2 protein-coding genes are annotated in these 1,343 nt (G+C 73.1%); one reads left to right on the top strand and one right to left on the bottom strand.

Translation table 11 applies throughout. The features are described from left to right. Nucleotides 1-101 precede the first annotated feature (101 nt). Complete coding sequence (locus LPA54_RS32615) at nt 102-527, top strand: hypothetical protein (protein ID WP_228920246.1); 426 nt, start codon at nt 102-104, stop codon at nt 525-527. Nucleotides 528-828: 301 nt separating this feature from the next. Here the strand turns inward: LPA54_RS32615 and LPA54_RS32610 are convergent. Continuing rightward, on the bottom strand, nt 829-1,343 hold a 515-nt coding region (locus tag LPA54_RS32610; RefSeq protein WP_228984384.1), incomplete at its 5' end, for a CBS domain-containing protein.

Here is a 1,343-nt window from a genome sequence, read left to right as displayed (position 1 = left end):
GTGCGAGCGCTGAGCGACGGCGGCCGGCCCCAGGACGGGAACGGGGGCTACCCCCAGTGCGGACGGGCCCCCGCGTGCCTACCTTGTGAGGCATGACCGGAATGGACGCGCGGGACGCCGAGCTGAAGAAGGAACTCCACGCCTCCCTGCAGGCCCGCAGGGAACTGGGCGAGGACTACGAGTCCGCCCTCGTCGACTCGTTCCTGGAGAAGGTCGACCAGCGCATCGACGGCGCCGTGGAGCGCCGGGTGCGCCGGCAGCTGGCCGAGCGGCAGCTGACGTCCGCCCGGGACGCGCGGGCGCCGAAGGCCACGGACTCCTGGGGCGAGCGGTTCGGCTTCGGGATCGTGTCGCTGGTGCTCGCGGTGCCGCTGTCCGCGATCGGCGGGGGCGTGGCCGGTCTGCCCGGCCTGCTGGCCGCCTGGGCGGGGATCGTCGGCGTGAACGTCGTCCAGGTCGTGCGCGGCAACCCGGGGCTGTTCCGGGGCCGTCGCTCCGCACGGGACGACGACGCCTGGGAGGACTGAGCCGCACGGGGGCGTAGTGCGTTTCACAGGCGTCCTCAGAGGTCCGGGAGCCGCTCCGGAGGTCCTTCGACGCCGTGTGGCCGTCGGCCGGAACGGGGAGCCGCTCCCGTCCCGCCGACATCCACCACTGTGCCGGAGCTGTGTTAACCGAGTGCTGCGCGGGCGTGACGTGCTCGTACCACTTCCGCGAAGGGCACGGCCGCCACCCCCGCGCGGGACCGACCGCGCCCCTGGTGCCCGGGTGCGGGCCGTCGTGGGTCGCGCGCGCAGTTCCCCGCGCCCTGCCGCGGGGACGGCTTCCTCAGGCGCCGGTCCTGGCGAGGAAGGACAGCAGGTCCTGACGGCTGACCACACCGGTCGGCTTGCCCTCGACCAGCACGATCGCCGCGTCCGCCTTGCCCAGCACGGCCATCAGGTCCGCCACCGGCTCACCGGAGCCGACCTGCGGCAGCGGCGCGGACATGTGCTTCTCCAGCGGGTCGTCGAGCGAGGCGCTCTTGCTGAACAGCGCGTCCAGCAGCTCGCGTTCCACCACCGAGCCGACGACCTCGGCGGCCATCACGTCCGGGTGGCCTGCGCCCGGCTTGACGACCGGCATCTGCGAGACGCCGTACTCGCGCAGCACCTCGATGGCCTGGCCGACGGTCTCGTCGGGGTGCATGTGGACGAGGGACGGGATGTGGCCGCCCTCCTTGTCGTCCAGGACGTCGGCGACGCGGGCGCTCGGGCCGCTGTCCTCGAGGAAGCCGTAGTCGGCCATCCACTCGTCGTTGAAGATCTTGCTGAGGTAGCCGCGGCCGCTGTCCGGCAGCAGCA

Source organism: Streptomyces sp. DH12 (genome assembly GCF_020873895.1).
GTDB lineage: Bacteria > Actinomycetota > Actinomycetes > Streptomycetales > Streptomycetaceae > Streptomyces.
The sequence above is the reverse complement of the archived record's forward strand: the minus strand, read 5'-3'. Positions and strand labels throughout refer to the sequence as shown.

Excerpts from the sequence above, each read along its gene's own strand:
- LPA54_RS32615 (WP_228920246.1), top strand. The coding sequence starts at position 102 with ATGGACGCGCGGGACGCCGAGCTGAAGAAGGAACTCCACGCCTCCCTG.